Annotated in this window: 24 protein-coding genes and 1 tRNA gene; 18 read left to right on the plus strand and 7 right to left on the minus strand. The window is 74.6% G+C overall.

The features are described from left to right. Nucleotides 1-207 precede the first annotated feature (207 nt). Entirely contained in the window at nucleotides 208-834 is a 627-nt protein-coding gene (locus ACJOT3_RS13805) for a hypothetical protein (protein ID WP_406972642.1), read from the plus strand. A gap of 60 nt (nucleotides 835-894) precedes the next feature. Here ACJOT3_RS13805 and ACJOT3_RS13810 read toward each other — a convergent pair whose 3' ends face one another. Then, nucleotides 895-2511, minus strand: coding sequence for an FAD-binding oxidoreductase (locus ACJOT3_RS13810; RefSeq protein ID WP_406972644.1), 1617 nt, complete (start codon nucleotides 2509-2511; stop codon nucleotides 895-897). A gap of 17 nt (nucleotides 2512-2528) precedes the next feature. On the opposite strand from ACJOT3_RS13810, the gene ACJOT3_RS13815 reads away from it, so the two are divergent. From ACJOT3_RS13815 to ACJOT3_RS13830, 4 genes are all read left to right on the plus strand, one after another. Then, nucleotides 2529-3116 (plus strand): TetR/AcrR family transcriptional regulator, encoded by a 588-nt coding sequence (locus tag ACJOT3_RS13815; protein WP_406972646.1) that lies wholly within the window; start codon nucleotides 2529-2531, stop codon nucleotides 3114-3116. A 72-nt stretch (nucleotides 3117-3188) separates the two neighbouring features. Then, complete coding sequence (locus tag ACJOT3_RS13820) at nucleotides 3189-4715, plus strand: glycerol-3-phosphate dehydrogenase/oxidase (protein ID WP_406972648.1); 1527 nt, start codon at nucleotides 3189-3191, stop codon at nucleotides 4713-4715. 268 nt (nucleotides 4716-4983) lie between these two features. Then, complete coding sequence (locus ACJOT3_RS13825; RefSeq protein ID WP_406972650.1) at nucleotides 4984-5517, plus strand: ATP-binding protein; 534 nt, start codon at nucleotides 4984-4986, stop codon at nucleotides 5515-5517. 233 nt (nucleotides 5518-5750) lie between these two features. Further along, on the plus strand, nucleotides 5751-6644 hold the full coding sequence (locus ACJOT3_RS13830; protein WP_406972652.1) for a bile acid:sodium symporter family protein: 894 nt from the start codon (nucleotides 5751-5753) through the stop codon (nucleotides 6642-6644). Between the two features lie 72 nt (nucleotides 6645-6716). On the opposite strand, the gene ACJOT3_RS13835 is transcribed toward ACJOT3_RS13830, so the two are convergent. Beyond that, on the minus strand, nucleotides 6717-7274 hold the full coding sequence (locus ACJOT3_RS13835) for a DinB family protein (protein ID WP_406972654.1): 558 nt from the start codon (nucleotides 7272-7274) through the stop codon (nucleotides 6717-6719). 170 nt (nucleotides 7275-7444) lie between these two features. Here ACJOT3_RS13835 and ACJOT3_RS13840 point away from each other — a divergent pair, with 170 nt between their 5' ends. The 3 genes from ACJOT3_RS13840 (at nucleotide 7445) to ACJOT3_RS13850 (ending at nucleotide 9946) form a co-directional block, all read left to right on the plus strand. Continuing rightward, a complete protein-coding gene (locus ACJOT3_RS13840) occupies nucleotides 7445-8656 on the plus strand; it encodes a sensor histidine kinase (RefSeq protein WP_406972656.1) in 1212 nt (403 codons plus the stop codon). Next, nucleotides 8644-9294, plus strand: a complete 651-nt coding sequence (locus tag ACJOT3_RS13845) for a LuxR C-terminal-related transcriptional regulator (protein WP_406972658.1) — start codon at nucleotides 8644-8646, stop codon at nucleotides 9292-9294. The genes ACJOT3_RS13840 and ACJOT3_RS13845 overlap by 13 nt, the downstream gene beginning before the upstream one ends. A gap of 142 nt (nucleotides 9295-9436) precedes the next feature. After that, a complete protein-coding gene (locus ACJOT3_RS13850; RefSeq protein ID WP_406972660.1) occupies nucleotides 9437-9946 on the plus strand; it encodes a hypothetical protein in 510 nt (169 codons plus the stop codon). 298 nt (nucleotides 9947-10244) lie between these two features. Here ACJOT3_RS13850 and ACJOT3_RS13855 read toward each other — a convergent pair whose 3' ends face one another. Further along, complete coding sequence (locus tag ACJOT3_RS13855; protein WP_406972662.1) at nucleotides 10245-10766, minus strand: LURP-one-related/scramblase family protein; 522 nt, start codon at nucleotides 10764-10766, stop codon at nucleotides 10245-10247. A gap of 80 nt (nucleotides 10767-10846) precedes the next feature. Continuing rightward, entirely contained in the window at nucleotides 10847-11302 is a 456-nt protein-coding gene (locus tag ACJOT3_RS13860) for a MarR family winged helix-turn-helix transcriptional regulator (RefSeq protein ID WP_406972706.1), read from the minus strand. A gap of 132 nt (nucleotides 11303-11434) precedes the next feature. Here ACJOT3_RS13860 and ACJOT3_RS13865 point away from each other — a divergent pair, with 132 nt between their 5' ends. Next, complete coding sequence (locus ACJOT3_RS13865; RefSeq protein ID WP_406972664.1) at nucleotides 11435-12637, plus strand: MFS transporter; 1203 nt, start codon at nucleotides 11435-11437, stop codon at nucleotides 12635-12637. 28 nt (nucleotides 12638-12665) lie between these two features. Further along, nucleotides 12666-13367 (plus strand): exonuclease domain-containing protein, encoded by a 702-nt coding sequence (locus ACJOT3_RS13870; RefSeq protein ID WP_406972666.1) that lies wholly within the window; start codon nucleotides 12666-12668, stop codon nucleotides 13365-13367. 315 nt (nucleotides 13368-13682) lie between these two features. Here the strand turns inward: ACJOT3_RS13870 and ACJOT3_RS13875 are convergent, their stop codons facing one another. After that, on the minus strand, nucleotides 13683-14450 hold the full coding sequence (locus tag ACJOT3_RS13875; RefSeq protein ID WP_406972668.1) for a FadR/GntR family transcriptional regulator: 768 nt from the start codon (nucleotides 14448-14450) through the stop codon (nucleotides 13683-13685). A 138-nt stretch (nucleotides 14451-14588) separates the two neighbouring features. After that, nucleotides 14589-15506 carry an alpha/beta fold hydrolase gene (locus ACJOT3_RS13880; RefSeq protein WP_406972670.1) on the minus strand — a complete coding sequence of 306 codons (918 nt, stop codon included), beginning with the start codon at nucleotides 15504-15506 and terminating at the stop codon, nucleotides 14589-14591. 181 nt (nucleotides 15507-15687) lie between these two features. Here ACJOT3_RS13880 and ACJOT3_RS13885 point away from each other — a divergent pair, with 181 nt between their 5' ends. Next, the gene (locus ACJOT3_RS13885; RefSeq protein ID WP_406972672.1) at nucleotides 15688-16845 is read left to right on the plus strand and encodes a sensor histidine kinase; all 1158 of its coding nucleotides are present in this window, start codon (nucleotides 15688-15690) and stop codon (nucleotides 16843-16845) included. Beyond that, nucleotides 16842-17501 (plus strand): response regulator, encoded by a 660-nt coding sequence (locus ACJOT3_RS13890; protein ID WP_406972674.1) that lies wholly within the window; start codon nucleotides 16842-16844, stop codon nucleotides 17499-17501. The genes ACJOT3_RS13885 and ACJOT3_RS13890 overlap by 4 nt, the downstream gene beginning before the upstream one ends. 72 nt (nucleotides 17502-17573) lie before the next feature. On the opposite strand, the gene ACJOT3_RS13895 is transcribed toward ACJOT3_RS13890, so the two are convergent. After that, a tRNA-Arg gene (locus tag ACJOT3_RS13895) sits at nucleotides 17574-17645 on the minus strand. 118 nt (nucleotides 17646-17763) lie between these two features. On the opposite strand from ACJOT3_RS13895, the gene ACJOT3_RS13900 reads away from it, so the two are divergent. The 6 genes from ACJOT3_RS13900 to thrB all read left to right on the plus strand — a co-directional run bounded on the left by ACJOT3_RS13900 (nucleotide 17764) and on the right by thrB (nucleotide 24520). Further along, a complete protein-coding gene (locus ACJOT3_RS13900) occupies nucleotides 17764-18147 on the plus strand; it encodes a response regulator (protein WP_406972676.1) in 384 nt (127 codons plus the stop codon). Further along, on the plus strand, nucleotides 18144-19232 hold the full coding sequence (locus tag ACJOT3_RS13905) for a DALR anticodon-binding domain-containing protein (RefSeq protein WP_406972678.1): 1089 nt from the start codon (nucleotides 18144-18146) through the stop codon (nucleotides 19230-19232). The genes ACJOT3_RS13900 and ACJOT3_RS13905 overlap by 4 nt, the downstream gene beginning before the upstream one ends. A gap of 111 nt (nucleotides 19233-19343) precedes the next feature. Further along, nucleotides 19344-20729 carry a diaminopimelate decarboxylase gene (gene lysA / locus ACJOT3_RS13910; RefSeq protein WP_406972680.1) on the plus strand — a complete coding sequence of 462 codons (1386 nt, stop codon included), beginning with the start codon at nucleotides 19344-19346 and terminating at the stop codon, nucleotides 20727-20729. A gap of 55 nt (nucleotides 20730-20784) precedes the next feature. Continuing rightward, nucleotides 20785-22071: a homoserine dehydrogenase gene (locus ACJOT3_RS13915; protein WP_406972682.1), complete on the plus strand. Its 1287-nt coding sequence runs from the start codon at nucleotides 20785-20787 to the stop codon at nucleotides 22069-22071. 282 nt (nucleotides 22072-22353) lie between these two features. Beyond that, a complete protein-coding gene (gene thrC / locus ACJOT3_RS13920; protein WP_406972684.1) occupies nucleotides 22354-23418 on the plus strand; it encodes a threonine synthase in 1065 nt (354 codons plus the stop codon). A gap of 163 nt (nucleotides 23419-23581) precedes the next feature. Then, complete coding sequence (thrB, locus tag ACJOT3_RS13925) at nucleotides 23582-24520, plus strand: homoserine kinase (protein ID WP_406972708.1); 939 nt, start codon at nucleotides 23582-23584, stop codon at nucleotides 24518-24520. Nucleotides 24521-24632 lie beyond the last annotated feature (112 nt).

Consider the following 24632-nt stretch of genomic DNA (forward strand, 5'->3'; position numbering starts at 1 on the left):
ACCCCCGGCGTTCCCGGCCCGCCCGGATACGGCCCGCCCGGATACGGTCCGCCCGGATACGGTCCGCCGCCCGGTTCCGGCGGCCACCTCCCGCCCCCGCCCCCCGGTACGCCTCCCGGTCCGCCCGGCGGCGGATACCCCGGCCCGCCCGGCGGCGGCCCGTATCCGCCTCCCGGGCCGCCGCCGCGCCGTTCCCGCAAGGGACCGGTGATCGCCGCCGGCGCGGTCGCCGCGGTGCTGGTGGCCGGACTGCTGGGCTTCGTGGTGTGGGAGGCCGTGGGCGGCCGCCCCTACGCCGGGCTTGCCTCCTGCCGCGACCTGCTGCCCTCACAGGTGGTCGACACCGTCCCCGGCTCCGACCGCCCCCGGGCCGAGGGCGAGTTCGTTCCCGCGGACGAGCAGGAGTGGTACTCCGACGACGCCGAACTGGAAGAGGCCGGCTACCTCGGCCTGCTGACCTGCCGGGTCTCGGACCGGGGCGAGGAGTGGAGCCTCACCGTCGATGTCACCCTGTTCGACCACGAGCGCTCCCAGGAGTACATCGAGGACGACGCCGAGGAGCTGGAGGACCGGGTGAGCGACCTGGAGCGCGGCCGCACCGAGGAGGACGTCCTGGAGTGGGCGCGCACCTCGGTGGGCGACGGCGGACTCGTGACCCTCTACGACTTCGACGGCGACCGGACGGCCGTCGCCTCCTTCCGCGACGTCAACGCGTTCGTGTACGTCCACTATCCGGTGCCCGAGGACGTGGACGACATCGAGGCCATGGAGTTCCTGGAGAACTTCGCCGGGCAGGTCCGGCGCCAGCTCTCCCGCACCTCCGAGAAGGAGTGACAGGGGCGGACGGGTGCGCGGGCGGGCCTCCCGGGCACCCGTCCGCGCACCCGCGCCCGGTCAGTCCCGCGCGTCCGGGATGAGCTTTCCCGGGTTGAGCACCCCCTCGGGGTCCAGCGCCGCCTTGACCGCCCGCAGCACCTCCGCGCCCAGCGGGCCGATCTCCGCGGCCATCCACGGCCGGTGGTCGGTGCCCACCGCGTGGTGGTGGGTGATGGTGCCCCCGTTCGCGACGATCGCGTCGGAGGCGGCGCGCTTGGCGCCCTCCCAGCGTGCCAGCGGGTCCTCGCCCGCCGCCGTCGCCACCGTGAAGTACAGGGACGCCCCGGTCGGGTAGGTGTGCGACACGTGGCACATCACCACGGCCCCGCCCTCCTCGCCCTCCAGCGCCCCGGTCAGGGCGCCGGTGACGGCGGAGTACAGCGGCAGCAGGTCGGTCCAGCTCGCCGCGGTCTCCAGGGTCTCGGCGAGCACGCCCGCCGACAGCAGGGTGTCGCGCAGGTAGGGGGAGGAGAACCGGTTCTCCCGCCAGTGCGCCACCGGCTCCGCTCCCAGCGGGGTCCCGCCCGCCCGGGACAGCGCCTCGCGGACCACCGCGGAGCGGGCGGCGACCTCGGCGCCGGTGCCCTCGAACCCGAGCACGGCCTGGCAGCCCGCCTGTGCCTCCCTCCCGCCCAGGGCGGCGCCCACGAACGTCTCCGACTCGTCCAGGATCCGCGCCATGGTGGGCCGGGTGTCGGACTGGGCCAGGGCGCGCAGGGCGTCCACCCCGGTGGCGAAGTCGGGGAACGACCACGCCTCGTCCAGGACCGTCTCGGGGACCGGCCGCACCCGCACGCCGACCTCGGTGATCACGCCCAGGGTGCCCTCCGAGCCGAGCAGCAGCCGGCGCAGGTCGGGACCGGCCGCCGAGGCCGGGGCGCCGCCCGCCTCCAGGGTCCCGCGCGGGGTCGCCGCGCGCAGCGACACCACCATGTCCTCGAACCGGCCGTACCCGGAGGACGCCTGCCCGCTGGAGCGGGTGGCGGCGTACCCGCCGATGGTCGCGTACTCGTGGCTCTGCGGCAGGTGGCCGAGCATCAGGCCGTGTTCGGCCAACAGCGCCTCGGCCGCCGGGCCGCGCACGCCAGCGCCCAGGACGGCGGTCATCGAGGTGGCGTCCAGGGAGAGCAGCCGGTCCAGGCGGCGCAGGTCCAGGGCGATGACGGAGTCGAAGCGGCCGCGCAGCGGGGTCAGCCCGCCCACGACGCTGGTACCGCCGCCGAAGGGGACGACGGCGATCCGCTCGGCGGAGCAGACCTCCAGCAGCCGCTGGACCTCGTCGTGGTCGGCGGGGTACAGGACGGCGTCGGGCGCGGGGTCGGCCGCGCCCGAGCGGCGCAGCAGCAGGTCGGGGGTGCTCTTGCCGCCCGCGTGGCGCAGCCGGGCGGCGTCGTCGGTGCGCAGGTGCTCCTCGCCCACGACGGCGGTCAGCGCGGCGCGGGCCGGGCCGGTGAGGGCGGAGGGCGCCAGCTCCACCGACTCCTCGGGGACGGGGGGACGCTCGGTGAGCCGCGCGCGCAGCACCTGGGCGATGAGGCCGCGCAGGCCGGGGTCCAGCTCCCTGGCCCTGGCGGGGTCGCCCCAGGCGAACCAGCTCATCTCGGGGGCGGTACGGGGTGTGGTGTCGTCGGTCATGCTCTACAGTTTTACACATGGCGTCAAAACGTAACGTTGAAGACAGCATTCTCGACGCGGCGCGCGCCTGCGTCGTGGACTTCGGGGTGCGCCGCACCACGCTGACCGACGTCGCCCGCCGCGCCGGCGTCAGCCGACCCACCGTCTACCGGCGCTGGCCCGACGTCACCGCCCTGGTCGCCGACCTGCTCACCCGGGAGCTGCGGCGGATCCTGCTGGACGAGGAGATGGCCGCCGAGCACGACCTCGCCGAGGAGAGCGTCCGGGTCCGGCTGGTGCTGCACGTGGCCGGGGTGGCCCGGGCGATGCTGCACCACCCGCTGTTCACCCGCATCGTCGACACCGAGCCCGAGCTCATGACCACCTACACGTTCCAGCGCCTGGGCACGAGCCACAGGGCCGCCCTGGAGATCCTCGAACCCGTGGTCGCCCAGGGGCAGGCCGAGGGGTCGGTCCGCGCCGGGGACCCCGCGGTGCTGGCCCGCCTGGTCATGGTCACCGCGCAGAACACCGTCACCTCCCGCCACCTGTTCGCCGACCTCGTCGACGAGGAGGCGCTCGTCGACGAGCTCGCCACCCTCGTCGACGGCTACCTGGCCCCCTGACGCGCCCCTGACGCGCCCCGACCCGCGACCGACGACCGCATCCCCCGGAACCCCGGAAAGGACCGCTCTCCCATGAGCAGCAGCACCTCCCTGAACGCAGCCCGCCGGGCCGCCGACCTCACCGCACTGGAGGCCGGCCCCAACGTCGACGTCCTCGTCGTCGGCGGCGGGGTGACCGGCGCGGGCGTCGCCCTGGACGCCGTCTCCCGGGGACTGTCCACCGTGCTCGTCGAACGCCGCGACCTCGCCTTCGGCACCAGCCGGTGGAGCTCCAAGCTGGTCCACGGCGGCCTGCGCTACCTCGCCAAGGGCCGGGTCGGCATCGCCTACGAGAGCGCCCGCGAACGCGACGTCCTCATGCGGACCACCGCGCCCCACCTGGTGCGCCCGCTGCCCATGGTCGTCCCCGTCCACCGCGACCTGGGCGGGCTGCCCGGCGGGCTGTTCGCCCGCGCCGGGATGGGCATGGGTGACGTGCTGCGCCGCCTGGCCGGGACCCCCGCGTCGGTGCTGCCCCGCCCCCGCCTGCTGGACGCCGCCCGCACCCGGCGGCTGCTGCCCGGGGTGGAGGCCGAGGGGCTGCTCGGCGGCGTGCTGTCCTTCGACGGCCAGCTCGTCGACGACGCCCGCCTGGTGGTGGCCCTGGCCCGCACGGCCGCCGGGCTGGGCGCCCGGATCATCACGCGCTGCTCGGCCCAGACCATCACCGCCGACGGCGTGGTGCTGCACGACGAGGAGACCGGCCTCACGCTGCCGGTGCGCCCGCGCGCCGTCGTCAACGCCACCGGCGTCCACGCCGACCTGCTCGACCCGGGGATCCGGCTCAGCCCCAGCCGGGGCAGCCACCTGGTGCTCGACGGCGCCGTCCTGGGACACCCCAAGGTGGCGCTCACCGTTCCGGTGGAGGGGTCCCCGGGCCGGTTCGTGTTCGCCCTGCCCCAGCCCGACGGGCGGGTCTTCCTCGGCCTCACCGACGAACCCGTCGAGGGGCCCGCGCCGCGGGTGCCCGAGGTCCCCGAGGAGGACGTCGACTTCCTGCTGTACCAGGCCAACCGGGCGCTGCGGACGCCGATCCGCCGGACGGACGTCCTGGGGGCGTTCGCCGGGCTGCGCCCGCTGCTGCACGGCGACGGCGACAGCGCCGACCTGTCCCGCGATCACTCGGTGACGGTCGCCCCCAACGGCGCGGTCACGGTGGTCGGCGGCAAGCTCACCACCTACCGGGCGATGGCGCAGGAGGCCGTGGACGCCGCGGTGGCCCGGCACCGGCTGCCCGCCGGGCCCTGCCGGACCCGGACCCTGCCGCTGGTGGGCGCCGCCCCCCGGGAGGAGCTGGACTCGGTGGACGCGCCGCGCCGCCTGGTCGCCCGCTACGGGACCGAGGCACCCGCCGTGCTGGCCGAGGCCGCGGGCGACCCCGCCCTGCTGGAGCCGGTCGCCGCCGGGATCACCGGGGCGGAACTGCGGTTCGGGGTGCGCCACGAGGGCGCGCTGGACGTGGACGACCTGCTGGAGCGGCGCACCCGGATCGCGCTGGTCGGCGTCGACCGCGAGCGCGCGCTGGAGGCGGCGCGGGAGGCGCTCGCGGCCCGGGTCTGACCCCCGGGCGCCGGGGGGCGGGGCGGCACGGGCCTGCCGGGCGCGACCCCGGCCGCGGCGGGCCCCGGCGCGCTGCGGCGCGGGGGAGGGGTTTCGGGGGTCGCAGAGGAACGCGCCACACCGGCATCCCCTGTCCCAGGGGAGCCGGATCGCGTATGGTCATACCGGTCCCGCGCCGCCCGTCCCCTGCGGTGTCGTCGACCCCTCCCGCAGCCGCCCCCTCCCACGGCTCGCCTGCCCACTGAGCCGCCCGCCCAAGGAGTCAGCCATGCCCTCACTCGTTTCCGTGCCCGCCCTGGCCGAGGCCGAGGACACCGTCCTGACGGGTGTTCCGGACGAGTACCGGCACTACTTCAACGGCCGCCCGCTGCCCTTCGTCAAACGCCACTGGGAGTTCCCGGGCACGGCCGCGAACATCCCGCTGGCGCGCGCCTTCCTGGACACCTGCGCGGCCGCCCGCGACAGCGACTTCCGCTACCTGTTCGCGCTCCTGGGCACGGAGCTGGCGACCAACGCGATCAAGCACAGCAGGTCGGGGGAGGAGGGCCAGACCTTCGTGCTGCGGGTGACGCGCACCCCCACCGGGCTCACCCTGGTCTGTCGCGACAACGGCACCCCGCACGACGGGCCGCTGGCCCCGGTGGCCCCCACCGCCGACCGGCTCACCGCCGAGAACGGCCGCGGCCTGGCGCTGGTCGACGGCTTCGCCACCACCTGGGGCGACAACGGCCACCCGAGCATCCGCAAGGTCTGGTTCCACCTCGCCTACGACATGACCGGCAGTTCCTGGCCCGCCGCCTGACACGGCTCCCGGCAACGGCCCCCACCGCGACCCCGGCCCTGACCGGGGTCTTGTCATGTGCGGCCGCGCCATGGGAACATACCGGCCAGTAGGTCGGATGTGATGCAGGTCACCGGAGGGCGCGAATCCGGGCGTCCGTCCGGCACCGTGCCGTACCGTCACCGAACGCGGTCCGCGATCCCCAGCCCACCGAGCCGCATCCCCGGCGGCCCGACCACGAGGAGCCGGCCCCCTTGGACTCCACCATCGCCACGATCGCGCTCCCCGCCGCGCTCGCCATCATCATGCTCGGCCTGGGACTGAGCCTGACCATCCCCGACTTCACCCGGCTGGCCAAGATCCCCGGCATCGTCGCCCTCATCCTGGGCTGCCAGATCATCCTGCTGCCGCTGGTCTGCTTCGGCCTGGTCCTGCTCTTCCAGCCGCCGCCCGCCCTCGCGGTCGGCATGATGCTGCTGGCCGCCTCGCCCGGCGGCACCACCGCCAGCCTGTTCAGCTACCTCTTCCGCGGCAACGTCGCCCTCAACATCTCGCTGACGGCGCTCAACTCCCTCACGGCGCTGTTCACGCTGCCGCTCATCACCAACCTGTCGCTGGCCTACTTCATGAGCGACGGCGACACGCTGGGCCTGCAGTTCGACAAGATCCTCCAGGTCTTCGCGATCATCCTCATCCCCGTCGGTATCGGCATGCTGATCCGGGCCAAGGCCGAGTCGGTCGCGCGCAGCCTGGAGAAGCCGGTCAAGATCGCCTCGGTGTTCGTCCTGCTGGGTGTCGTGGCCGTGGCCATCTACCAGGAGCGGGAGAACATCGGCGACTACATCGTCGCGGTCGGCCTGATGGTGCTGCTGTTCAACATCGCCAGCCTCACCATCGGCTACTGGGCGCCGCGCCTGGTCGGCACCGGCCGCCCCGAGTCGATCGCCTCCTGCATGGAGATCGGCCTGCACAACACCACGCTGTCCCTGGCCATCGCCCTGAGCCCGGCACTGCTGAACAGCAGCGAGATGGCCGTCCCCTCGGCGGTCTACGGCGTGCTGATGTTCTTCACCGCCGCCGCCACCGGGGCCCTGCTGGCCCGCCGCTCGGCCCGCGAGGACGCCGCCGCGGAGCAGACACCCGCCTGACCCGCGCCGGGGGCGGCCCGCCCGCCCCCGGCGGGACCCCTCGGTGCCCGGTCGACCCTGTGCCCGGCCGACTCAGTACCCGGTCGACCCGTCGATGCGCTCGCGCAGCAGGTCGGCGTGCCCGTTGTGGCGGGCGTACTCCGCGATCAGCTTGACCAGACCGACCCGCAGCTGCGTGGGACCGCCCCGGTCGGCGTCGGCCCCCAGCGCGTCCAGCGACGAGGCCGCCGTGATCCGCCGGGCGTGCGCGACCTCCTCCCGCCACCGGGCCAGCGCCTGCGCCGGGTCGCCGTCCAGGTCGCCGAAGTCCTGGTCGGGGTCGTCGTCGGAGTAGTACAGCAGCGGCAGGTCCTCGCCCGCGAACCGGATCCGGAACCACCACCGCTCCACCCCCGCCAGGTGGCGGAGCAGCCCGTGCAGGGACAGCGTGGAGGGCGGGACCGCCCGCAGCGACAGCTGCTCGGCGGTGAGCCCCGCGCACTTGGCCTCGAAGGTGGCGCGGTGCCAGTCCAGGTGGGCGGTGAGCACCTCCCTCTCGTCCCCGGACCGGGGCAGGGGAGGGCGGTCGGCGGACATGGGCTGCGCCAGGTTCTCGGGCGGGACGTGGTTCCGGGGAGGGGTGTCTTCCATCCCGCAAGCATCCCGGGGGACTGCGACATTCGGGCCGACGGTGCCGCTTCCGCCCCCGCGGCGTTCCGCTCGGCCGACGGCCGTTTCCGGGTGCGGGCTGTAGTGTCCGGTGCGCGCCGCATGCCCCAGACTGTCGGGTGAACGACGGCGCGGACGAAGGGGGACGGCGGATGGGTGCGACGTGGGCGGCGGTCGGGAGGGCCGCCGGGTACCTGCTCGTGACACTGGGCGCGGCCCTGGTCTCGCTGCTCCTGCTGCCGCTGACCGCGGTGGTGGTGCTGACCATCCCCATCGGCGGGCTGGGCCTGGTGCTGCTGCCCCGCTGGGTACGGCTGGTGGACCTGTGGGCCCGGTGGCACCGGACCCGCGCCGCCCTGCTGCTGGGCGCCCCGGTGCCCCGGGCCCCCGAGCCCGCGACGCGGCCGAGCAGGCTCCTGCGCGCCCCCTCCACCCTGAGGCTGGCCCGCTGGCTGCCGTTCGCCGTCCTGCTCGGCCTCCCCTTCGGCATACTGGGCCTGGCCGCCGTGCTGATGCCGCCCTCCGCCCTGCAGTTCCCGTTCTGGTGGGCCCTGCCCGGGGAGGAGGCGTTCCTGTGGCTCGTGGTGAACGACCCGATCACGGCCGCGTTCGCCACCGCCGGGCAGCTCACCGCCGGGCTGATCCTGCTGCGCTGGGCCCTGGTCCCCGCCGCCCGCGTCCACGCCCGGCTCACCCTGGCCCGGCTGACCCCCTCCCGCGCCGAGCTGCTCGCCGCCCGCGTCGACGAGCTGAGCCGCACCCGCGCCGACGTGGTGGACTCCCACGGCACCGAGCTGCGCCGCATCGAACGCGACCTGCACGACGGCACCCAGGCCCGCCTGGTGGCCATCGCCATGCAGCTGGGCGTGGCCAAGGAGGTGCTGGCCGACCACCCCGAGGCCGTCGCGATCATCGAACGCGCCCACGAGGGCACCGAGGAGGCGATGACCGAGCTGCGCGAGCTGATCCGCGGCATCCACCCGCCGGTGCTGGCCGACCGCGGCCTGGTCGGTGCCCTGGACTCCCTGGCCGGACGCACCTCCGTCCCGGTGCGCCTGGACACCGCCGACCCCGGGCGCCTGCCGGTGGCCGTGGAGACCGCCGCCTACTTCGTGGTCACCGAGGCGGTGACCAACGCCGTCCGCCACGGTTCGCCGACCGCCGTCGACGTCTCCCTGGCCCGCGAGGGCGACGTGCTGCGCCTGCGGGTGGCCGACGACGGCCCCGGCGGGGTGGACGAGGAGCGCGGGACGGGCGTGCGGGGCATCCGCCACCGGGTGGCGGCCCTGGACGGGACCGTGCGGGTGTCCAGCCCCGCGGGCGGCCCGACGGTGGTGTCCGTGGAGCTGCCGTGCGGATCGTGATCGCCGAGGACAACGTGCTGCTGTCGGCCGGGCTGGAGGCGCTGCTGACCGCCAAGGGCTTCGAGGTGGCCGCGGTGGCCGGCGACGCCGGGGCCCTGGCGGCCGCCGTGGACCGGCACCGGCCCGGGCTGGCCCTGGTGGACGTGCGCCTGCCGCCGGACTTCCGCGACGAGGGCCTGCGTGCGGCGATCGCCCTGCGCGCCCGCCACCCGGACCTGGCGGTGCTGGTGCTGTCGCAGTACGTGGAGCGCCGGTACGCGGGCGAGCTGCTGGCCGACGGCCGCGGGGGCGTGGGCTACCTGCTCAAGGACCGGGTGGGCCGGGTCGGGGAGTTCGTGGACGCCCTGCACCGGGTGGCGGCCGGGGGCACCGTGATGGACCCGGAGGTGGTGGCCCAGCTGCTGGCCCGCCGCGACGGCGACCCGGTGGGGTCGCTCACCCGGCGCGAACGCGAAGTGCTGGCGCTGATGGCCGAGGGCGCGGACAACCGGGAGATCGCCGAGCGGCTCGTGGTCGGCGAGAACGCCGTCCACAAGCACATCGGCAATATCTTCGCCAAGCTGGGCATGGCCCCCGCCGATCCCGGGCACCGGCGGGTCCGCGCGGTCCTCGCCTATCTGGACGGGGAACGGCGGTGACCGCTTCCGGCCCGGGGCTGACCGGCTCCGGCCCCCGGGCCCGAAAGGAAGGGTGCACCGGGGTATCTTCGTTCCTTTCCGTGGGAAAGAGGACTGCATCCGGGTCGTCCGCCTCGTCCCACACGCCGGAAGGAGAGGTCGAGTGCCCTCCCTGAACCGCATACCCCTGACGCGCACCATCGCCGGCGTCTACGTGCGCAGCATCCGGCACAACTGCGCGGGCGGTCACTTCGCCGCGGCCTGGGTGGAGGCCGAACCGCTGCCCGCCGGGACCCCCGACGGCTTCGCCTTCGTCGACGCGGTGCCGCCGCGCGGCCCGCGCGGCGAGCGGATACCGGCGGAGCTGGTCCGCGCCTTCGCCGACGGCGTGCGGGAGGCCTGGGCGCCCCTCACCGAGGAGGAGGCCGCCGAGCACGCCGCCGAGGGCCGGCCGCTGCCGCCACCCCCGCTGACGGCCCTGGTGCGGCTGGTCGACGCCCGCTGGCACGCGGAGGACTCCACCCGGAAGTCCTTCGCGGTGGCCGGTCACCTGGCCGCGCGCGAGATCGCCCACTGCGCCGTGGAGGGCCGCCTCCCGCGGCCGGTGCTGCGCACCCGCCGGGAGCCCTACCTGCCCTGGGAACGCGGCCTGGCCGTCTCCGTCGGCGACTGACCGCGAGGTGCCGTCCGGTCACCGCCGGGCACCGCTCGGGGGTCGCCGACCCCCGTCGGGCGCCGCCCGGCGGCCGCCCGCAAGGCGCGCCGGGTCAGGGGCGCGGCCGTCGGAGCCCGAACGCGGTCACCGGGACGAGGGCGCGGTCACCGGGACAGGGGCGCGGTCACCGGAGCCGGAGTGCGGCCGCCGGGGCGGTGGGGCGGTCACCGGAAGGGCACGGTCACGGGGACGGTGGTGCGGTCACAGGGGCAGGGGTGCGGTCACCGGGACGAGGGCGCGGTCACCGGCTCGGGGATCACTTGTCGTCCTTGTCCTTGCCCTTCTTGTCGTCGGCCGTGAGGGAGTCCACCGCCACCGCGACGCTGAGCGCCAGCACCGGGTCGCCGCCCAGGTCGGAGCGGTGGGTGTTGACGTCCACCGCGTAGGTGTCGCGGATGCGCAGCAGCTTGCGGGAGATGTGGGCGACGGTGCCGTTCGAGTCGGAGACCACGTACTCCTTGCCCAGGAAGTCGCCGGTCACCTCCCAGTCCGGGCCGCCCTCGATCTCCACGACGAGCTTCTCCTTGAGCGGGTCCATGAGGCGCTCGCGCACGGTGGCCACGGTCTTGCCGTCGCGCTCGATGCGCATCTGGTCGCGCACCTTGAAGAGCTTGCGGCGGATGGTGGTGAGGACGTTGCCCTTGGGGTCCTCCAGGTGGAACGTGGTGCGGATGCGCAGGGCCTTGCCGTCGATGTGGTAGGCCTTCTCACCGTTCTCGGTGGTCACCCAGAAGTCGTCGCCGATGTCGAAGAAACGTTCACGTACCAGGAATTTCATGCCCCCAACCTAGAGGGCGCCGTCCCGGCGCACCAGGGGGAACCCCGGCCCTGTGGACAACGGGCCCCGTGGGGCGCGGATCAGCGTGCCGGCCGCGGTTCCAGCGCGCGCAGGGCCTCCACCAGGGGGGCCAGCTCCGGGGTCGCCCCGGCCTCGGCGAGCGCCTCGCGCAGCACCCGGTCGTGGGTGGGGCGGGCCCGCTCCAGCAGGTCCTTGCCGGCCGGGGTGAGCTCGGTGTAGATGCCCCGGCGGTCGTCCGCGCACAGCACCCGGGTGAGCAGCCCGCGGTCCTCCAGCCGGGTGACCAGTCGTGTGGTGGCGCTGTTGGACAGGGCGGCGGCGCGGGCCAGCTGGCGCATCCGCATGTGCCAGCCGTCCTGCCGGTCGAGGGCGTCCAGGACGGTGTACTCGACGACCGAGAGCCCGTGCTCGCCCTGGAGCGCCCGTTCCAGGGCGGTCTCGATGAGGGAGTGCACGGCGGCGAGGGTCCGCCAGCCGTGGGCCCGGATCTCGACGGCGTCGTCGGCGATGCCCATGTCCAGCCTCCCGGTGTCAGAGGCCACAGACTACCAGCTTGCGCAGGTAGAGAGCGCGTGCAACTATTTTCGTTGCGTCTGCAACTAGTGCAGGCGCAACGTTCCATCGTCTCTCCCGGGAGCACCTTCCTCATGCCGCTCGCGCTCTACGCCCTCGCCCTCGGGGGCTTCGGCATCGGCCTCACCGAATTCGTCATCATGGGCCTGCTGCCCGAGGTCGGCGCCGACTTCGGCGTCACACCCACCGTCGCCGGACACCTCATCTCCGGCTATGCCCTGGCCGTCGCGGTCGGCGGCGTCGGCCTGACCGCACTGCTCCACCGCGTCGACCGCAAACGCGCCCTGCTGCTGCTCATGGTCCTGTTCATCGCGGGCAACGCCGTCTCCGCCCTGGCCACCGACTACGGCGTCATGATGCTCGGCCGCGTCATCGCCGCCCTGTGCCACGGCGCGTTCTTCGGCATCGGCGCGGTGCTCGCCGCCCGCATCGTCCCGCCCGGCCGCGGCGCCGCCGCCATCTCGATCATGTTCGCCGGGCTGACCACCGCCAACGTCCTGGGCGTGCCCTTCGGCACCTTCCTCGGCCAGGCCGCCGGGTGGCGCTCCACCTTCTGGGCCATCACCGCCATCGGCGTCGTCGCGTTCATCGGCATCCTCGCCCTGGTGCCCGCCGTGCGCGAGGAGTCCGGCCCCGGCGGGCTGCGCTCGGAGTTCGCCGCCTTCCGCAGCGCCCAGGTGTGGCTGTCCCTCGCCGTCACCGTTCTCGGCTTCGGCGGCATGTTCGGCGGCTTCACCTACATCGCGTTCACCCTCACCGAGGTGAGCGGGTTCGCCGCCGGCGCCGTGCCGTGGCTGCTCGTGCTGTTCGGCGCCGGGCTGTTCGCCGGGAACCTGCTGGGCGGGCGGGCCGCCGACCGCGACCTCGGCCGCACCCTGGTCGGGCTGTTCGCCGCCCTCACCGCCATCCTCGCCGCGTTCGCGCTGGTCGCGCACATCCCCTGGGCCGCCGTGACCGCACTGCTGCTCATGGGCGGCTTCGGGTTCGCCACCGTCCCCGGGCTCCAGTCGCGCGTCATGGGGTTCGCCTCCGCCGCTCCCACGCTCGCCTCGGGCGCCAACATCGCCGCGTTCAACGTCGGCAACGCGCTCGGCGCCTGGGCCGGGGGACTGGGCCTGGCCGCCGGGTTCGGGTACACCTCGCCGCTGTGGGCCGGGGCGCTCATCACCCTGGCCGGCCTCGCCGTCATGGTCGCCGCCACCCGGCTGCCCGGCGGAGAACACGCCCGCCCGTCGGCGCGAGCGGACACCGAACGTCACCCTGAGGGGGCACGATAGGACCTGCACCCCGAACGGAAGGGCCCACATGAGCTGGCACACCCGCCCCATGGCCGCGCTGGACTTCGAGTCCACCGGACTCGACGTCGCCACCGACCGGATCGTCACCGCCGCGCTGTGGCGGATCGACCCGGCCGCCGGTACCAAGGAGAAGCTGTCCTGGCTGGCCGACCCGGGTGTGGAGATCCCCGAGGAGGTGACCGCCATCCACGGCATCACCACCGAGCACGCCCGCCAGAACGGGCGGCCCGCGGTGGAGGTGGTCACCGAGATCGCCGCCGCCCTGGAGAAGGTCTCCGCCGACGGGCTGCCGGTGGTCGTCTACAACGCGCCCTACGACCTGGGGCTGCTGTCCGCGGAACTGGAACGCCACGGCCTGGCCGCCGGGTTCCTCCGGGACCTGCGGGTGATCGACCCCCTGGTGCTCGACAAGCACACCGACCCCTACCGGCGGGGCGGCCGCAAGCTCACCGACGTGTGCGCCCACCACGGGGTGCCCCTGGACGAGAGCCAGGCGCACGGGGCCGCCGCCGACGCGCTGGCCGCGGCGCGGCTGGCCTGGCGGCTGGGGGCGACCAACGAGGAGCTCGCCACCCTGGACCTGGACGCGCTGCACGCCGCCCAGGTGGGCTGGAAGGCCGAGCAGGCCGCGTCCTTCCAGGCCTACCTGCGGCGCGGGCGCGACCCGCAGGCGGTCATCGACGGCAGCTGGCCCCTGGCCGCGGGCTGACCGGCCCGCGTGCGGACGGGGAGAGAGCGGGGCCCGGTCCGAACGGGCCGCGGGCCCACCAAGTGCGTGGTTCCGAACGGCCGCAGGCCCGGCGGCGAGGACGGTGCGGCCGCGGGTCGACCGCCGCAGGCTCGGCGGTGGCGGGCCGAACGGGTGCGTGGTCCGAGCGGCCGTGGGCCCGGCGGCGGCGCGGGCGGGGCGACCGGGGGCCGACCGCCGCGGGGCGGGACGGCGACGGGTCGACCGGGTGTGCGGTCCTGACGGCCGTGGGCCCGGCGGCGAGGACGGCGCGGCCGTGGGGGCGGGGCGGCGTCCTCAGTCCGTGCCGGCCCGGAACCCCGGCAGGCGCGCGTACGCGTAGCGGATGTGCTCCTCCACCAGGTCCGCCGCCAGCTCGCCCCGGCGCGCCTCGACGGCCTCCATGACCCCCCGGTGGTGACCGCGCAGCACCGCCGACGTGGCCGGCCAGTCGGGGGTGCTGCGGAACCCCTCCAGCACCTGGTGCTTCATCGACTCGCGGATGGCGATCGTCATGTCCGCGACCAGCCGGTTCCCGGCCGCCTCGGCGATCGACACGTGGAAGCGGGTGTCGAACTCGTTGAACTCCTCGCGGCTGAGCGCCGGGTCGTCCATGGCGTCCACCAGGGAGCGCATCAGCGCCAGGTCCTCGGCGGAGGCCTCGCGCGCGGCCAGCGCGGCGCTGGTGCGTTCGAGCATCACCCGCGCCTCGATGACGTCGACCATCGGAAAACTCGTCAGCGCCACGTGCAGACGCAGCATCCGGGTGAGCGCGCCGCTGGTCATCGCGGTGACCACGGTGCCGGCGCCCTTGCCGGAGCCGACCGAGGAGCTGACCACCCCGTGCGCCTCCAGGGTGCGGATCGCCTCGCGCACGGCGGCGCGGCTGACCTCCAGCCAGGAGGCGAGCTCGCGTTCGGGGGGCAGGTGGTCGCCGACCCGCAGGGCCCCGTTGATGATCTGCTCCTCGATGCGGTCGACCACGAGCTCGTAGGCCCGGCTGCGGGGCACCGGGAGCCAGGCCGGTTCCGACCGGGCCGCATCGCCCGCACTCGCCTCGTTCACGCCTGAAGCCCTCCGCTCTCCCCCGCCGCGTCGCGGTGCCGTCATCCTATGGTCCGCGTTCGGGCGGCACCCCACCGGGAGACCCGGCACCTGTGGCGGAGGGCACTTGACACCATGGCGGGCGTCACACGGGGAGCGTCAGTCGGCGGCCCGGTCGACGACGCCCCGCACGGCCTCGACGACGAGGTCGGGCTCGTCGACGTGGATGTAGTGGCCGCTCTCGGCGGCGGTGCTCAGCGCACTCTGCTCGGAGAGCTCCAGCCACCTCTCCTGCCCCTGGGCCCACACGCGTTCCAGGTCGTCGCCGTACTCGGCGATCTCACCGAGGTAGGGGACACCGTGCCGGATGACCTCCACCGGGATGTCCCCGGCCGAGCCGACCCGCGGATCGCTCGCGATGACGAGGGCCTCCGGGTTCTCCCCCTCGAACACCGCGAGGTTCTGGGCGCGCACCTCGGCGCCCTCGCCGGTGGCGGACTCGGGGATCACCCCGGTGATGTCGTCGAGCATCGTCGGCGACGTGGCGTCGAGCAGCACCAGCCCGCCGACCCGGTCCCGGTGGTCGGGCGCGTAGCGGGCCGCGATCAGCCCGCCCAGGGAGTGGCCGACCAGGACGGCCGGGGCGTCGGGGGAGACGTCGTCCAGGACCGCGGCCAGGGTCTCCCCGGTGTCGGCGATGCTCTGGGGGCCGCTCGGAGGGTCGCTCTCGCCCGCGCCGAAGCGGTCGTAGGAGCAGACCCGGTCGTTCTCGGCCAGGGCCTCCTGGAGACCGGCCAGGGTGTCCAGCCCGTCGCCCATCCCCGCCATCAGGACGATGACCGGCCGGTCGCCGGCCGGGGCGCCCGAACAGGAGACGTGCACCGAACCCCCGTCGACGGTGAGCGTCTTGGACCCGGTGAACAGCTCCCCGTCGGTCATCACCTCGTCCGCGGCCGACTCCAGGTCGGTGCGCACCTCGCCCAGGCCCTCCCGCACGTCGGAGGCCACCCCGCAGCCGGTGAGGGACAGGGCGGCGGTGAGGGCGATCAGAGGGGCGGGGTGGACGAAGCGGGACACGGTGGCCTCCGGAGGGCACGGAACGGGGAGGGGGAGCGGACGGCGAACACGCTACGGACCCGGCGGGGCGGCGGTCATCACCGCTCAGAGGGCATCCGCGTGTGGCTCGCACGGGGGACGAGGCCCCCGCGCGGGGGACGGGAACTCCGGCGTTCCGTCACCGCGCCACTACACTGCACCGGTGACCAGACTCCGGCGCCCCCCGCGCCCGTGGAAACGACTCGACGTCACCGTCCGCGACCTCCCCCTGGGCCTGCTGCTCCTGGCCGCCTCGCTCGTCCCGGCACTGCACAACCACGGGACCCAGGTCGGCGGCGTCGCGGACCGCCCCCTCGACGCCCTGGGCCTGGCCGTGGCCGCCCTCCAGTGCCTGCCCCTGGCCGGGCGGCGCCGGTGGCCCGCCCTCACCCTGGCCCTGGTGGCGGCCGGCTTCGCCCTCGACCAGCTGCTCGGCTACCACCTGGTCGCGGGCACCGCGCTGCCCCTCGCCCTGGTGAGCGCGGGCGCCCACCTGCACCGGCACCGGCGCACCACCCTGCTGGCGGGCTCGGTCGCGTTCGTCGCGCTGGCGGTCGCCCTGACCCGGGTCGGGGAGGGCGAACCCCTGACCGAGTGGGCGACGCTCTACGCGGCGCTGGCCTTCGCCTGGGGGATCGGGGCGTGGCTGCGCTCCACCCGCGCCGCCGAGGCCGAACGCCGCCACCGCATCGCCGAGGACACCCGCGCGGCCGAACGCGCCCGCATCGCCCGCGAGCTCCACGACGTCGTGACCCACCACGTGACCGCGATGGTCGTGCAGACCGAGGCGGCGCGCCACCTCACCGCCGCGCCCGAACGGCTCGACGGGAGCCTGGCCGAGGTCGCCGACACCGGCCGCCGGGCCATCGGCGACCTGCGCCACCTGCTCGACGTGATCGACCCCGACCCCGTCGATCCCGCCGCGGACGAGGGACTGCTCCCCCTGGTGGAGCGGACCCGCCGGGCCGGCCAGCCGGTGGAGTTCACCCAGGAGGGCGCCCCGGCCGCCCCGCCGGGCAGCGCCGACCTCGTCGCGCGCCGCGTCGTCCAGGAGGCGCTGACCAACGCCCTCAAACACGCGCACGGCAGCCGCACCACCGTCCGGGTCCGCCACCGCCCTGAGGAGATCACCGTGAACGTCAGCACCGACCGCTCCCGGCCCGCGGCCGCCGCACCGGACGGCGGCGGGCGCGGCCTGACCGGGCTGCGCGAACGCGTCGAGGTCCTGGGCGGCGAGTTCACCGCGGGCCCGCACGGGGACGGCGGGTTCACCGTCCACGCCCGCATCCCCGCGCCCACCCCGGCGGGCGGCCGGGGATGACCGCGCCGATCCGGGTCCTGGTCTGCGACGACCAGGTGCTCATCCGCACCGGCCTGACCACCATCGTCGACGCCCAGCCCGACCTGGAGGTCGTCGGCGCGTGCGCGGACGGCGCGGCCGCGGTCGACCTCGCCCGGCGACTGCGCCCGGACGTCGTCGTGATGGACGTGCGCATGCCCGTCCTCGACGGCATCGAGGCCACCCGGCGGCTGGCCGGGGCCGGGGTGGAACACCCCGTCAAGGTCCTCGTGGTCACCACGTTCAACCTCGACGAGCACGTCTACGAGGCGCTGCGCGCCGGCGCGAGCGGCTTCCTCCTCAAGGACGCGCCCCCCGAACGGCTGCTGCACGGCATCCGGACGGTGGCCGCCGGGGCGGCGCTGCTCGACCCCGATGTCACCCGCCGCCTGGTGGGCGAGTACGCGGACCGCATCCGCCCCTCCCGCACCGACCCGGCCGACACCCCGCTGACCCCGCGCGAACTGGAGGTCCTGCGCCTGCTCGCCGACGGGCTGTCCAACGGCGAGATCGCCGCCGCCCTGTTCATCAGCCCGGAGACCGTCAAGACGTTCGTCTCCCGCATCCTGACCAAACTCGACCTGCGCGACCGCGTCCAGGCGGTCGTCTACGCCTACCGCCGCGGCCTGGTCTCCTGAGAAACACGAAAGGCGCCCCGTAGGACGCCTTCTCGCTTGCTCGGCGGGGTGATCCCGCCGGTCCGTCTTGTGTGCCCCCTGCAGGATTCGAACCTGCGCACCCGGCTCCGGAGGCCGATGCTCTATCCCCTGAGCTAAGGGGGCTGGCTTGCGTGAACAACTGTAGCAGGGGCTCCGCGTGCTTCGTCCACCCGTTTGGCGGGCGCGGCGGATCCCCGCATTCCGGTGGTGCGCCCCACCCCGGCGGCGGTAGTGTCACGCCGTGAACGCCTTGCCCGCACGGGTTCTCGTCGTCGAGGACGACGACGTGATCCGGGAACTGATCCGCCTCAACCTCGAACTGGAGGGGTTCGAGGTGTTCACCGCCGTGGACGGGCAGGACTGCCTCGACCGGGTCGGCCACATCGACCCGCACGTGGTCACCCTCGACGTGATGATGCCCCGGCTGGACGGCTGGACGACCGCGGAGCGGCTGCGGGCCGACGAACGGACGCGGACGCTGCCGATCGTGCTGGTGACCGCGCGCACGCAGGAGGAGGACATCCGGCGGGGGGAGCGGATCGGGGTGGACGCCTACGTCACCAAGCCCTTCGACCCCGACGCGCTCATCGACGTGGTCCGGAGCCTGCTCGGGGGGCGCGGGTGACCCCGGCCGACCTGGAGGCGGTCGTGCGCTCGGCCGCCGCCGACGCCTTCGACCTGCCCGCGGAGCGGATCCCGTTCGTGTGGCCGCGCGGCGACCAGGCCGTGGAGGGCGCGGACGCGGCGACCGCGCTGGCGCCGCGCCTGGTGGCGTTGGTCGGGGACCGCCTGCCCGGCGGGGCGGGCAGGCCGCACCTGCGGGTGGCCGGGCGCATCGCGGCACGCATGGCCGACCTGCGCGACCGGGGCCGCCTCTCCTACGCGCGGCTGCTCGCCGACGACCGGGGCTTCCTGAACGTCACCCTGGGCGCGCGCCAGCGCGACGACCTGCTGCGGGAGGCCGCCGACGGCCCCCGCTTCCTGACCGGCCGGACGTGGGACGGGGCGGGGGAGTGGCCGCGCACCGCCCTGCACGGGGCCGGGCCGGTGGCCCAGGCCCGGCGGTGGGCGCGGGCGGACGCGCGCGCCCGCATCGCCCTGGCCGCCGGCGGCGGGGCGCCCCCGGTGCCGGAGGCGGCCGAGGTCTCCTGGCGGGACCCCTACCTGGACGGCGACCGCGCGGAGCTGTTCACCCCCGCGGCCCGGGCGCTGGGCGCGGTCGGCGAGGACAGCGCCCGCATCGCGTTCTGCCGGTCCATCCCCGAGCGGCCCCGTGAGACGGAGACCACCGGCCGCGACCTGCCGGTGCTGCCGTCGGCGGAGTACCCGGGGGCGTGGGCCCGCCTGACCGACGCCAACCCGGCGTTCCGGCTGCGCTACGCCCACGCGCACGCGGTGTCCCGGACACGGTGGGTGGCCGAGGGCGCCCCCCGGTTCGCGGCCTGCGAGCGGCACACCGCCCCGGTGCGCCGCGCCCTGGTGGACGGCCCCAGCGCCCTGGACGGGGCCGCCCGCCGAGAGGAACCCCATATCCTGGTCCGATACCTGGAAACGCTGGCCGGTGCCTACGATGAGTGGCGGACCTGTCCCTCCGCCGCCACCGCGCCGGCGGAGTACACCACCGCCGACCCCGCGCTGCCGTCCGCCGTCGCCGGGGTTCTCCGCACCGGGCTGTTCCTGCTCGGGGTGTCCGCGCCCACAAGGCTGTGACCCCGCCGCGCCCGGTGGACCGCACCCGACCCCTGCGTTCCGATCGGAGAAGTGGACAATGGGGGAGGGGTGCCGTCCCTCCCGTCACACCGTTCCAGCCGAAAGCCCGTTATGAGCCGCTACGCCCACCCCGCCGGATCCCGTCACGCGGAGATCCTCCCCGAGGACAACCCGCCGCTGCCGCCCGAGGACCTCAACTCCCTCGACCCGCGGGTCTGGCCCGCCACCGCCCGCCGCGAGGACGGCGGCCTGGTCGTGGGCGGCGTCGGCGTGCGCGAGCTGGCGGACACCTACGAGACGCCCCTCTTCGTCATGGACGAGGAGGACTTCCGGGCGCGCGCCCGCGACTACGCGACGGCGTTCGCCGGGTCCGACGTCTACTACGCGGGCAAGGCCCTGCTGACCAAGGCCGTCGCCCGCTGGGTGATCGAGGAGGGCCTCAAGCTCGACGTCTGCTCGGGCGGCGAGCTGGCGGTCGCCCTGGCCGCCGGGGTGCCCGCCGACCGCATCGGCATGCACGGCAACAACAAGTCCGAGCGCGAGCTGCACCGCGCGGTCGAGGCCGGGGTCGGCCGGATCATCATCGACTCGCTGGACGAGATCGAACGCCTGGAGCGCGTCGCCGCCGCGCTGGACCGCACCCCCAAGGTGCTGATCCGCGTCACCACCGGTGTGGAGGCCCACACCCACGAGTTCGTGGCCACCGCCCACGACGACCAGAAGTTCGGCTTCGCGCTGAGCACCGGCGCGGCCGCCGAGGCGGTCCGCCGGGTGCTGGACGCCCCGCACCTGGACCTGGTGGGCCTGCACTCCCACATCGGCTCCCAGATCTTCGACACCTCCGGTTTCGAGGTGGCCGCCCGCCGCGTCACCCGTTTCCTCACCGGTGTCCACACCGACCTGGGCGTCACCCTGGCCGAGCTGGACCTGGGCGGCGGCCTGGGCATCGCCTACGTCTCCGACGACGCCCCGCTGGACCCCAAGACCATCGCCGACAGCCTGACCTCCATCGTGCGCCGCGAGTGCGAGGAGGCCGGGCTGCCGGTGCCGCGCCTGGCCGTGGAGCCGGGCCGCGCCATCGCGGGCCCGCCCGGGATCACCGTCTACGAGGTCGGCACCGTCAAGGACGTCGAGGGCATCCGCACCTACGTCAGCGTCGATGGCGGCATGAGCGACAACATCCGCACCGCCCTGTACGGCGCGGAGTACACCGGCCGCCTCGTCTCGCGCGAGAGCGACGCCGGACCGATGCTCTCCCGCCTGGTGGGCAAGCACTGCGAGAGCGGCGACATCATCGTCCACGACCTGTACCTGCCCGCCGACCTGCGCCCGGGCGACCTCGTCGCGGTCGCGGCCACCGGCGCCTACTGCCTGTCCATGGCGAGCAACTACAACCACCTGCCGCGGCCCGCGATGGTCGCGGTCCGGGACGGTGCCGCCCGCGTGATCGTGCGCAGGGAGACCGAGGAGGACCTCCTCCGTCTGGACGTCGGCTGACCGGTCCGCGCAGAGGCGGTCAGAGGATCACGAGAGAACAGGGAGTCACGCCCAAATGGCGATGAAGGTGGCGCTGCTCGGATGCGGCGTTGTGGGTTCGCAAGTCGTTCGCCTGATCGAGGAGCAGTCCGAGGAGCTGGCCGCACGGATCGGCACGCCCATCGAGGTCGGCGGGATCGCGGTGCGGCGCATCGACCGCGCCCGCGGTGTCGCCCCCGAGCTGCTGACCACCGACGCCATGGCGCTGGCCACCCGGCCCGACATCGACGTCGTGGTGGAGGTCATCGGCGGGATCGAGCCGGCGCGCTCGCTGATCCTGGCGGCGATCGAATCGGGCAAGTCCGTGGTCACCGCCAACAAGGCGCTGCTGGCCGAGGACGGCCAGACGCTGCACGCGGCCGCCCGCAAGGCCGGGGTGGACCTGTACTACGAGGCGTCGGTGGCGGGGGCGATCCCGCTGCTGCGCCCGCTGCGCGACTCGCTGGCGGGCGACCGCGTCAACCGGGTGCTGGGGATCGTCAACGGCACCACCAACTACATCCTGGACCGGATGGACTCCCTGGGCGCGGGGTTCACCGAGTCCCTGGAGGAGGCCCAGGCCCTGGGCTACGCCGAGGCCGACCCGACGGCCGACGTGGAGGGCTTCGACGCCGCCGCCAAGGCCGCGATCCTGGCCCGGCTGGCCTTCCACACCCAGCGGGTGACCGCGGCCGACGTGCACCGCGAGGGCATCACGGGGGTGACCGCCGCCGACATCGCCAGCGCCCGGGCCATGGGCTGCGTGGTCAAACTCCTGGCGATCTGCCAGCGCTCGGAGGACGACAAGTCGGTGGGCGTGCGCGTCCACCCGGTGATGCTGCCGGTCGACCACCCGCTGGCCGGCGTCAAGGAGGCCTACAACGCGGTGTTCGTGGAGGCCGAGTCGGCGGGCCGGCTGATGTTCTACGGCGCCGGCGCGGGCGGCACCCCCACGGCCAGCGCGGTGCTGGGCGACGTGGTGGCGGTGGCGCGCAACCGCCTGGCGGGGACCTCGGTCCCCGAGGGCGGCCACGACACCGGCCTGGGCGTCCACGACATGGGCGAGACCATCACCAGCTACCACGTGGCGCTGGACGTGGCCGACCGCCCGGGCGTGCTGTCCAAGGTCGCCGAGATCTTCGCCCGCCACCACGTGTCGATCAAGAACGTGCGCCAGGAGGGCCGCGGCGACGACGCCCAGCTCGTGCTGGTCAGCCACCCGGCGCCGGACGCCGCGCTCAACCGCACGGTCGAGGACCTGCGCGGCCACGACATGGTCCGCGAGGTCGCCAGCGTGATGCGTGTGGAGACCTTCGCGGAGTGACCGCGGACGGGGGCCGGTGGGGCGCGATGCCCGTGCCGGTCCCCGTCCGAACCACCGGCCCCGGTCCCGGACCGCCGCTGGCGTCTCGAAATGCGGACAAGGGCGACCGCGATTCGAGATGATCCCGCCCGGGCCGTAGACTCGTACCAGGTGGGGGCCGCGCCCCGGGGACCGCCCCGGGGTGGGAACGTCCCACCTCTCCATCGCGCGGCACACCGCGCACCACATCGCGCTCCATCGCGCATCCGGCGGAATCCGCATCCACCCGAAAGGGAAACAGTCGTGAGCAAGGCACGGGCGTGGCGAGGCATCGTCGAGGAGTACCGCGACCGCCTTCCCGTCAACGAGAACACCCCCGTCGTCACCCTCCAGGAGGGCGGCACGCCCCTGCTGCCCGCCGCGCGCGTATCCGAGCTCACCGGATGCGAGGTCTTCCTCAAGGTGGAGGGCCTCAACCCCACCGGCTCCTTCAAGGACCGGGGCATGACGATGGCCATCACCAAGGCCGCCGAGGACGGCGCCAAGGCCGTCATCTGCGCCTCCACCGGCAACACCAGCGCCAGCGCCGCCGCCTACGCCATCCGCGCCGGCATGACCTGCGCCGTCCTGGTGCCCCAGGGCAAGATCGCCATGGGCAAGCTCGCCCAGGCCCTCGTGCACGGCGCCCGCCTGCTCCAGGTCGACGGCAACTTCGACGACTGCCTGGAGCTCGCCCGCAAGCTCAGCGTCGACTACCCGGTCGCCCTGGTGAACTCGGTCAACCCCTACCGCCTCCAGGGCCAGAAGACCGCGGCCTTCGAGATCGTCGACGCCCTGGGCGACGCCCCGGACGTCCACTGCATCCCCGTCGGCAACGCGGGCAACATCTCCGCCTACTGGATGGGCTACACCGAGTACGGCCGCGACGGGATCTCCACCCGCAACCCGCGCATGTTCGGCTTCCAGGCCAGCGGAGCCGCCCCCATCGTCAACGGCGCCCCGGTCACCAGCCCGAGCACCATCGCCACCGCCATCCGCATCGGCAACCCGGCCTCCTGGAGCCTGGCCGAGCAGGCGCGCGACGAGTCCGGCGGGATCATCGACAAGGTCACCGACCGCCAGATCATGGCCGCCTACCGGCTGCTGGCCGCCGAGGAGGGCGTGTTCGTCGAACTCGCCTCCGCGGCCTCCGTCGCAGGCCTGCTCCAGGCCGTCGAGGCCGGGCTGGTCGAGCGCGGCAGCCGGATCGTCTGCACCGTCACCGGCAACGGCCTCAAGGACCCCGACTGGGCCCTGGCCGGAGCCGCCGCGGCCACCACCGTCCCGGTCGACGCCCTGGCCGCCGCCCGGGCCCTGGACCTGGCCTGACCGTTCTCCCGCGGGGGCGTCCGCGCGCCCCCGCGGGAGCGGGCCGACCGTCGCCCGCCGACGAGCGGTCCGCCGCGAACACGCACGACTGAGAGACCCCACCATGACCCCACCGCGCCCCGAGGCCCCGTCGCGCCCCGACGCCGGACCGCGCCCCGACCGGGTGTCCGTCCGGGCCCCGGCCACCAGCGCCAACCTGGGTCCGGGCTTCGACGCCCTGGGCCTGGCGCTGTCCCTGTACAACGACTTCGAGGTCGTGCTGCGCGACGACGACGAACTCCGGGTGGAGGTGAGCGGCGAGGGCGCCGGCGAGGTCCCCACCGACCACCGCCACCTCGTCGTACGCTCCATGGCCGCGGCCTTCGAGCGCGTCGGCGAGAAACTCCCCGGCCTCACGCTGACCTGCGTCAACAACATCCCGCACGCCCGCGGCCTGGGGTCGTCGTCCTCGGCGATCGTCGGCGGCGTCGCCGCGGCCGCGGCCCTGCTGGGGCGCACCGGCCCCGACGGCGGCCCGGACCGCGACTGGATCTACCAGGTCGCCGCCGACCTGGAGGGCCACCCCGACAACGTCGCCCCGTGCGTCTTCGGCGGCTACACCATCGCCTACCGCGAGGACGACCGCTGGGGCGCCGTCTCCCTCGCCCCGGACCCGCGCCTGCTCCCCGTGCTGTGCGTCCCGGACTGGCGGCTGTCCACCGAACGCGCCCGCGGGCTGCTGCCCGAGAACGTCCCCCACGCCGACGCGGCGTTCAACGCGGGCCGGGCGGCACTGATGACGGCGGCCGTTTGTGGCCACCCCGAAACCCTGTACGCGGCCACCCGGGATCGGCTACACGAGGGATATCGGGCACCCGCCATGCCGCGCACCCTCGACCTCGTCCGAGACCTGCGTGACCAGCGGGGACTGCCCGCCGTGGTCTCCGGCGCGGGTCCCACGGTCCTGGTGCTGTGCTCCGTGGCGGCAGGGGAGGCCGGGGTCGATTCGCCGGAAATCGCCGAAGTGCTTGATTCAATCCGTCGCGGCGCGGGTAATGATTGGGACATACGCCCCCTGCCGGTCGAGCAGGCGGGGGTGCGGTCCCCATCTCCCCATTCGTAGCACCATGTGTCGAGGAATAGCCGTGGCCTCTGGTGATGTTAGGCTAGGTGGAGCACCAGATGCCCCGTTGCGGGGCGAGTGCTCATCCGCCACAGCGGCCTCCGCATCCCAT

Origin of the sequence: Nocardiopsis protaetiae (assembly GCF_045446735.1) — a bacterium.
Taxonomy (GTDB): Bacteria; Actinomycetota; Actinomycetes; order Streptosporangiales; family Streptosporangiaceae; genus Nocardiopsis; species Nocardiopsis protaetiae.

Bases quoted from the DNA above. Each gene is read 5' to 3' on its own strand.
- ACJOT3_RS13810 (WP_406972644.1), bottom strand. From the start codon at position 2,511: ATGACCGACGACACCACACCCCGTACCGCCCCCGAGATGAGCTGGTTC.
- ACJOT3_RS13825 (WP_406972650.1), top strand. From the start codon at position 4,984: ATGCCCTCACTCGTTTCCGTGCCCGCCCTGGCCGAGGCCGAGGACACC.
- ACJOT3_RS13840 (WP_406972656.1), top strand. From the start codon at position 7,445: ATGGGTGCGACGTGGGCGGCGGTCGGGAGGGCCGCCGGGTACCTGCTC.
- ACJOT3_RS13915 (WP_406972682.1), top strand. From the start codon at position 20,785: ATGGCGATGAAGGTGGCGCTGCTCGGATGCGGCGTTGTGGGTTCGCAA.
- ACJOT3_RS13860 (WP_406972706.1), bottom strand. From the start codon at position 11,302: ATGGGCATCGCCGACGACGCCGTCGAGATCCGGGCCCACGGCTGGCGG.
- ACJOT3_RS13835 (WP_406972654.1), bottom strand. From the start codon at position 7,274: ATGGAAGACACCCCTCCCCGGAACCACGTCCCGCCCGAGAACCTGGCG.
- ACJOT3_RS13815 (WP_406972646.1), top strand. From the start codon at position 2,529: ATGGCGTCAAAACGTAACGTTGAAGACAGCATTCTCGACGCGGCGCGC.
- lysA (WP_406972680.1), top strand. From the start codon at position 19,344: ATGAGCCGCTACGCCCACCCCGCCGGATCCCGTCACGCGGAGATCCTC.
- ACJOT3_RS13870 (WP_406972666.1), top strand. From the start codon at position 12,666: ATGAGCTGGCACACCCGCCCCATGGCCGCGCTGGACTTCGAGTCCACC.
- ACJOT3_RS13890 (WP_406972674.1), top strand. From the start codon at position 16,842: ATGACCGCGCCGATCCGGGTCCTGGTCTGCGACGACCAGGTGCTCATC.
- ACJOT3_RS13855 (WP_406972662.1), bottom strand. From the start codon at position 10,766: ATGAAATTCCTGGTACGTGAACGTTTCTTCGACATCGGCGACGACTTC.
- ACJOT3_RS13820 (WP_406972648.1), top strand. From the start codon at position 3,189: ATGAGCAGCAGCACCTCCCTGAACGCAGCCCGCCGGGCCGCCGACCTC.
- ACJOT3_RS13865 (WP_406972664.1), top strand. From the start codon at position 11,435: ATGCCGCTCGCGCTCTACGCCCTCGCCCTCGGGGGCTTCGGCATCGGC.